Below are 7,313 nucleotides of genomic sequence, written 5' to 3' on the forward strand. Positions count from 1 at the left end.
CGGCAGGCGCCGCCGGGGGCGGAGGGTGCGGATCCGGCTGCTGTGCGATCAGCCGGAGCCGGATCAGCCGACGAGTCGCTCGTAGGCCGGCAGGGTCAGGAAGTCGGCGTAGTCGGCGTCCAGGGAGACCTGCAGGAGCAGGTCGTGGGCCTGCTGCCACTGGCCCCCGGTGAAGGCCTCCTCGCCCACCTCGGCCCGGATGGCGGCCAGTTCGGCGGCGGCCACCTCGCGGGTCAGTTCGGCGGTGGCGGTCCGCCCGTCCTCGAAGACCACGCCCGCGTTGATCCACTGCCAGATCTGCGAACGGGAGATCTCCGCGGTGGCCGCGTCCTCCATCAGGTTGAAGATGGCCACCGCGCCCAGGCCGCGCAGCCACGCCTCGATGTAACGGATGCCCACCTGCACGGCGTTGCGCAGGCCCTCGAAGGTGGGGCGGGCGTCGAGGGAGTCGATGGCGATGAGGTCGCCCGCGGCCACCGAGACGTCCTCGCGGAGCCGGTCCTTCTGGTTCGGCTTCTCGCCGAGCACGGCGTCGAACGAGGCCATGGCGATCGGGACCAGGTCCGGGTGGGCCACCCAGGAGCCGTCGAAGCCGTCGCCCGCCTCGCGGTCCTTGTCGGCCTTGACCTTCTCGAAGGCGACCTTGTTGACCTCCGCGTCCCGGCGGGACGGGATGAAGGCCGCCATGCCGCCGATCGCGTGCGCCCCGCGCTTGTGGCAGGTGCGGACCAGCAGTTCGGTGTACGCCCGCATGAACGGGGCGGTCATCGTGACCGCGTTGCGGTCCGGCAGCACGAACTTCTCGCCGCCGTCACGGAAGTTCTTCACGATGGAGAACAGGTAGTCCCAACGCCCCGCGTTCAGGCCCGCCGCGTGGTCGCGCAGCTCGTAGAGGATCTCCTCCATCTCGTACGCGGCCGTGATGGTCTCGATCAGCACGGTGGCGCGGACGGTGCCCTGCGGGACGCCCACGTAGTCCTGCGCGAAGACGAAGATCTCGTTCCAGAGGCGGGCCTCCAGGTGGGACTCCGTCTTCGGCAGGTAGAAGTACGGGCCCTTGCCGAGGTCGATCAGGCGCTGGGCGTTGTGGAAGAAGTACAGGCCGAAGTCGACGAGCGCGCCGGGCACCGCGCGGCCGTCGATGCGGACGTGCCGCTCCTCCAGGTGCCAGCCGCGGGGCCGCATGACCACGGTGGCCAGTTCCTCGGCGGGCTTGAGGGCGTAGGACTTGCCGGTGCGGGAGTCCGTGAAGTCGATGCGGCGCTCGTAGGCGTCGATCAGGTTGAGCTGGCCGAGGACCACGTTCTCCCAGGTGGGAGCCGAGGCGTCCTCGAAGTCGGCGAGCCAGACGCGGGCGCCCGAGTTCAGGGCGTTGATGGTCATCTTGCGGTCCGTGGGACCGGTGATCTCCACGCGGCGGTCGTTCAGCGCGGCCGGGGCCGGCGCCACCTTCCAGTCGCCCTCCCGGACCTGTGCGGTCTCCGGGAGGAAGTCGAGGTGGGAGGTGCGGGCGATCTCGGCCCGGCGCTCGGCGCGACGGGCGAGGAGCTCGTCACGGCGCGGGGTGAACCGGCGGTGCAGCTCGGCCACGAAGGCCAGCGCCGCTTCTGTGAGGACCTCGTCCTGCCGGGGCAGGGGCTCGGCGGCGACGATGGCCAGCGGGGACGGCGCTGGTGCGGACATGGCTGTCACTCCTTCAGCGGCGGTGCCTGGCGGCCGCGGGGGAATGCTCGCTCGCGGCACGGGGTGCCGCCGGGTGTGCACAGTTCCGGAATACGGTCGCGGGCGCCGTTTGGGGTTCAGGGCGCTTCTGACCAGTGGATAGTAATTTCCACGTCGTGGAAGTTCAATGGTTTGTTGATATCGAGATTCTCCGAGTCGACAGACCGGAACGTCGGATGGCTCTCAGTGCCACCCCGGTCACGCCCCGCTCAGAGCAGCCGGGCCAGGTCGGGCGGGGTGTCGATGTCGTAGGGCTGGGCCACGTCCGCGCACTCCACCAGGATGACCTCCGCGGCGTGGTTCCTCAGGTGGACGCGCGCACCCTTGTCCCCCGTGGCGCCGGCCGACACGTCCGCCCAGCGGTCCGCGCCGAAGAGCACCGGATGCCCGCGTTCCCCCGCGTACGAGGCCGCGACCAGGCTGTTCCGGTCCCGGTACGCCTCCCGCACCCGGGCCACGGCGGTCGCCCCGATGCCCGGCTGGTCCACCAGGGAGACCAGGACCGCCTCCGCGCCCGTCCCGGCCAACGAGGCCAGCCCCACGCGCAAGGAGGAGCCCATGCCCTCGGCCCAGTCCGGATTGTCGAGCACCACGCACCCGGTGAGGTCGGCCCGGGCCCGGACCTCCGCCGCGGCGGCCCCGAGGACCACGTGCAGGGGGCCGCAGCCCGCCTCCCGCAGCACCCGGACGGCGTTCTCCACCAGCGGCCGGCCCCGGTGCTCCAGCAGGGCCTTCGGCCGTCCGCCGAGCCGCCGCCCGCCGCCCGCGGCGAGCAGCAGCCCGGCGATCCGCGGGGCGGCACCCGGTGCCGCGGAGTCCGCGGGCCGGTCCGCGGGGCCTGAATCGGATCGGTCGTACGTGGCGTGTCCCATGGGTCCTGCATATCACCGCGCCGTGGTTGACTTGCCGCCGTGCGCGGGCGCGTGGACACCGGGGGCGTGGGCGGGGGCGGGGACCCGAGGGTGACGGCGCTGCGGCACGCGGTCACCCGGCTCCGACGCGAGCTCGCCGGCTACCGCGGCGAACTGGCGGAACGGGGCATCGCCGAGGACGAACTCGCCGCCCTGGACGCCATGGCCCGCGGCGGCCGGCCCGAGCCGGCCCGTCTCTTCCGCTCGCTCCTCGCCGTGGCGGGCGCCCTCGGCTCCGTCAGCGCCCTGGCGGCCCCGATGGCCGAGCTGCACGCGGCGGTCCGCGCCCTGTGTCCGTGACCGCCCCGGCCCGTCGGGGCGACCGGCCCGCTACGCGGCGGGCGCGGGAGCGGGAGCGGGCTCAGGGGTGGGGGCGGGCTCGGGGGTGGCCTCGCCCGCCCGGCGTCGGTCCGACTCCGGGGCCGGAGCGGCGGCCGCGGCGGCGGCGCGCAGGGCGGCCTCCACCCGGCGGTCGGTGGTCAGGGTCGCGGTGAGGGCGGTCATCGCGAGGAGCAGACCGGCCGCCGCGTAGAGCGGGGTGCGCACTCCGTGGGCGGTGGCCAGCCAACCGCCCAGGAGGGCGCCGAAGGGGGCCGCGCACATCGCGAGCATCCGGGAGGTGGAGGCCACCCGACCCATCAGGGCCGCGGGGACGATCGCCTGCCGGAGGGAGGGTGCGATCACCATCGTGGCGCCCATGGCCGCGCCGCAGACGGCGAGCGAGAGGCCGGCGGTGTACGGGTACGTGGCCGTGGCCAGGCCCAGGACGGCGACACCCTCGACGGCGGCCGTGCAGGTCAGCGCCGTGCCGGTGCCGAGCCGTCGGCCGAGCAGCGAGGCGAAGCCCGCGCCGAGCAGACCGCCGGCGGCCTCCGCGGTCAGCAGCAGGCCGAAGCCGAGGGCGCCCAGGCCCAGGCGTTCGTGGGCGAACAGCGCGAGCACGGTCTCGACCGCGACGAAGGCGATGTTCCCGACCGCCGGTCGCAGGGCGAGTCCGAGGAGCAGGCGGTCCCGGAACACGTACGAGGCACCGGCCCGTGCCTGCCGCAACAGGGACTCGCGGGCCTGCGGCACGGGCCGCGGCACGGCGGGCAGGGTCCGCACCAGCAGCGCGGACACCGCGAAGGACACGGCGTCGGCGACCAGCGGCACCGACCGGCCGAGGGCCGGCAGGGCGCTGCCCGCGGGCGGGCCGGCGAAGCCGGAGGCGGCGGTCTGGGCGCCGCGCAGCCGGGAGTTGGCCCGCTCCAGGAGCACGGGGTCCCGGCCGAGGAGGTCCGGCAGGTAGGCGGTGGCCGCCGTGTCGAAGAAGAGCCCGCCGAGGGCGAGGAGGAAGGCGACGGTCGCGAGCAGGGGGATGCTCAGCGCGTCGAGGGCGGCCGCCGCGGCGGGTATCGCCAGCAGGGCGGCGCGGACCGCGTCCGCCACCCACATCGTGCGCCGCCGGTCCCAGCGGTCCACGAGGGCGCCGCCCAGGACGCCGAAGAGCAGCCAGGGCAGGGTGCCGGCGGCCGTGACCACGGCGAGGGCCATCGGGTCCCGGGTCAGGGTCAGCGCGAGCAGGGGCAGCGCGGCGTGCGTCACCCCGTCGCCGAGGGAGGAGACCGTCTGGGCGGTCCACAGCCGCCCGAACCCGGCCGGCAGCTCCGTGCGTACGGCTTCGGTCACTCGGTCTCCTCCTCGATCGGGTCGCCCGTCGCCGGGTGGAAGAGCGCGAACACGAGGGAGGTGTCCGGCAGGGAGGGGTCGGACAGCGCCCGGTACTCCTCGGCCAGGGTCCGGAGGCGCTCGCCCAGCTCGGTGAACTGCGCGTCGGTCAGCCGCAGGTGGACCATGCCGACGTGCCGCTCGGCCCCGGAGGGCGCGGCCTCCAGGTCCGCGACGGCGTGCCGCATCAGCAGGTCCGGGCCGCCCTCGCCCGGGTCCGGAAGCTCGATGGAGCGGGCGGCCATGGCGTAGTAGCGCTCGGTGACCCCGCGCACCTTGCGGGTCCGCACCACCTTCACCAGCCCGGCCCGTTCGAGGAGCCGCACGTGATAGCTGGAACTCCCCTTGGCCAGGCCCACGCGCCGGGCGATCTGCGTGATCGTCGCGGGCTCGAAGCGGAGGACGGACATGATCCGGTGGCGCGTGAGGTTCGAGACGGCGCGCAACTGCTCTTCCGTGGTGACGCGGAAGGTCTCGGGTAGATCGTCGGTCGGCATGCGAGCAATGGTCAACGATTCTTGACCATTGGGCAAGGCGGTTCCTTCGGATGGCCGGAAACCGTCTTTCGTGCGCCTGGTGGCCGAGAAGGGCGGGGTGGTGGCCGGTCGGTGAGGGGGCGTCGGCGAGCCCGGAGGCGGCCGGACGTCGGCCGGGCCCACGACGGCTCGCGGCCCGGCCCGACGGCTCGCGGCCCGGTGTCGGCGTGGGGAGGGCCCCGGGGGACGGGCCACGGGCGAGCGGGCCTTGGGCGAGCGGGCCACGGGGAATGGGCCCTGGGCGAGCGGGCCACTTCGCGGATGGGAGGTCCGATTGGACCGGTCACATGGCACCGTCACATGGCACGGTCACACCTCACCGGTGACACCGCACCGTCACATTTCACACCTCGCCGTACCCCGCACCGCCCCGCCCGCCGCCCGTCGTGTCACACCGCGCGATCGGAGGTGACCCGCCACCGCCGGCCCGCCGCCCCATCGGCCGCCGGTCCGTCAGTGGTCCGCGGCTCCGGGTTCCGCGCCGGGCCCCGGTCGGCCTTCCCCTCCGGGACCTGCGGACGGCCCTGCTCCGAGGCCCCTTCCAGCCGGCTCCTCACCGGCCGCGCCAGCCGCGCGGTCACCCGCCGGAGGCCGTCGGCCAGATCCGAGGGAGCCGCGATCCGCTGCTCCCGCGCCGCGACGAAGGCCCGCTCCGCCCGGTCCGTGAGAGGAACGCCGGAACCCCGGAGAACGGTGTCTTCCGGGGTGCGCGAGGATGGCCACATGGTTTTCTCCCTTGCCGATCGGGGGCCGGTACAGGGAGTCTGGAGAAGGATTGGCCTGGCTCGCAGAGCCAATCGGGGGAGGTTGGCATGGCAGGCGGACCGGTGGTCCACAGCGTGGACAGGACGATGGGCAGCCGTCAGCTCGCCGCGCTCCTCCCGCCCGGGGTGACGGCCCGACCCGGCTACCGGGCCCTGGCCGGCGCCGTACGCACCCTCGTCCTCGACGGCCGGATCGGCCTGCACGTCCGACTGCCCGCCGAACGCGACCTCGCCGAAGCCCTCGGAGCCAGCCGGGCCACCGTCACCGCCGCCTACGACCTGCTCCGCGAGAGCGGCTACCTGCGCAGCCGTCGAGGCTCCGGCACCTTCACCGAACTCCCCGAAGGCCACCGCCCGGTCGGGGCGCACGCCCTCGTCACCGACGATTCCGGCATCGACCTGGCCATCGCCGCCATGGCGGCGCCCGCCGGCGTCCTGGAGGAGGCCCTCGCCGGGGCCGCGCCCCGCCTCGCCGAACTGGCCCGCACCCCCGGCTACCGCCCCCAGGGCCTCCCCGAGCTGCGCGCCGCCCTCGCCGACCGCTACACCCGCCGCGGCCTGCCCACCCGGCCCGAACAGATCCTCGTCACCTCCGGCGCCCAACAGGCCCTGGTGCTCGCCCTCGGCCTGGTCAGCCGGGCGGGGGACCGGGTGGCCGTGGAGAACCCGACCTATGCCAACGCCCTCGACGCCCTGCGCCGCGCCCGGCTCCGGCCGGTACCGTTGGCCGTCGGCGAGCACGGCTGGGACCTCGACATCGCCGCCTCGGCCCTGCGCCAGACCCTGCCGCGCGCCGCCTACGTGATCCCCGACTTCCAGAACCCCACGGGCGCGCTGATGCCGCCGGAGGACCGGCTGCGGCTGCTCACCGAGACCCGCCGCACCGGCACGACGCTCGTCGTGGACGAGACCATCGCCGACATCGCCCTGGACGTCCCGCCGCCCGCCCCGCTCGCCGCGGTCGCCCCGCGCGGCGGTGCCGACCACGTCCTGACCATCGGTTCCCTCAGCAAGACCCACTGGGGCGGCATCCGCGTCGGCTGGATCCGGGCCGGGGCCAAGGTGATCACCGAGCTGACGGCGGCCCGGGTCGCGGCCGACATGACCGGCTCCGTCCTGGACCAACTGGTCGGCGTACGGCTGCTGGAGGGTTTGGAACGCACTCTGCCGCCCCGCCTGGAGGAGCTGCGCGGACGACGGGCCGCGCTGGTGGAGGCGCTGCGCCGGCACGCGCCCGAGTGGTCCTGGCGGGTGCCGCCGGGCGGCCTCTCCCTCTGGGTGGACCTCGGCGAGCCGGTCAGCTCCGCCCTCGCCGAGCGGGCCGGCGCGGCCGGGGTGCACATCGGCCGCGGGGCCCGCTTCGGAGTGGAGCCCGGCACGTTCGAGCACCGGCTGCGGCTGCCGTACACCCTCCCCGAGCCCCTGCTGGAGGAAGGCGTACGGCGGCTCGCGGAGGCGCTCCACGAGGGGGTCCCGCTGCCCCGCGCCGTGGAGCGCCCGCACTGGGTGGCCTGACGGTGGACACCGCCGGGCCCGTTCCCGTCGGGACCCGGTGCGCCTAAGTCGTGTCTTCCGGACCTTGCCTGGCCCGCGACGCCTGGCACCGCACCTCGCGGCACTGCGCGCGTTCCGCGCTTCGTCTCGGCTCCTCTTCGAGGACCTTGGAGGCCGAG

The 7,313-nt window shown here is 74.8% G+C and carries 6 protein-coding genes; 2 read left to right on the top strand and 4 right to left on the bottom strand.

Going from position 1 to position 7,313, the window contains the following annotated elements:
- Window positions 1-63: 63 nt before the first annotated feature.
- Window positions 64-1,683 (bottom strand): malate synthase A, encoded by a 1,620-nt coding sequence (gene aceB, locus ABTZ17_RS35435; protein WP_352199927.1) that lies wholly within the window; start codon window positions 1,681-1,683, stop codon window positions 64-66.
- A gap of 248 nt (window positions 1,684-1,931) precedes the next feature.
- Window positions 1,932-2,501 (bottom strand): nucleotidyltransferase family protein, encoded by a 570-nt coding sequence (locus tag ABTZ17_RS35440; RefSeq protein ID WP_352199932.1) that lies wholly within the window; start codon window positions 2,499-2,501, stop codon window positions 1,932-1,934.
- A 132-nt stretch (window positions 2,502-2,633) separates the two neighbouring features.
- On the opposite strand from ABTZ17_RS35440, the gene ABTZ17_RS35445 reads away from it, so the two are divergent.
- Window positions 2,634-2,933: a DUF5955 family protein gene (locus ABTZ17_RS35445; RefSeq protein WP_352199928.1), complete on the top strand. Its 300-nt coding sequence runs from the start codon at window positions 2,634-2,636 to the stop codon at window positions 2,931-2,933.
- A gap of 30 nt (window positions 2,934-2,963) precedes the next feature.
- Here ABTZ17_RS35445 and ABTZ17_RS35450 read toward each other — a convergent pair whose 3' ends face one another.
- On the bottom strand, window positions 2,964-4,277 hold the full coding sequence (locus ABTZ17_RS35450) for an MFS transporter (RefSeq protein WP_502994977.1): 1,314 nt from the start codon (window positions 4,275-4,277) through the stop codon (window positions 2,964-2,966).
- Between the two features lie 20 nt (window positions 4,278-4,297).
- Window positions 4,298-4,837 carry an ArsR/SmtB family transcription factor gene (locus tag ABTZ17_RS35455; RefSeq protein ID WP_352199930.1) on the bottom strand — a complete coding sequence of 180 codons (540 nt, stop codon included), beginning with the start codon at window positions 4,835-4,837 and terminating at the stop codon, window positions 4,298-4,300.
- Between the two features lie 851 nt (window positions 4,838-5,688).
- Between ABTZ17_RS35455 and yczR the strand changes: the two genes are divergently transcribed.
- Entirely contained in the window at window positions 5,689-7,155 is a 1,467-nt protein-coding gene (yczR, locus tag ABTZ17_RS35460; protein WP_352199931.1) for a MocR-like transcription factor YczR, read from the top strand.
- Window positions 7,156-7,313: the final 158 nt, after the last annotated feature.

The sequence above is a fragment of the Streptomyces sp. NPDC097619 genome (assembly GCF_040302735.1).
Classification (GTDB): domain Bacteria; phylum Actinomycetota; class Actinomycetes; order Streptomycetales; family Streptomycetaceae; genus Streptomyces.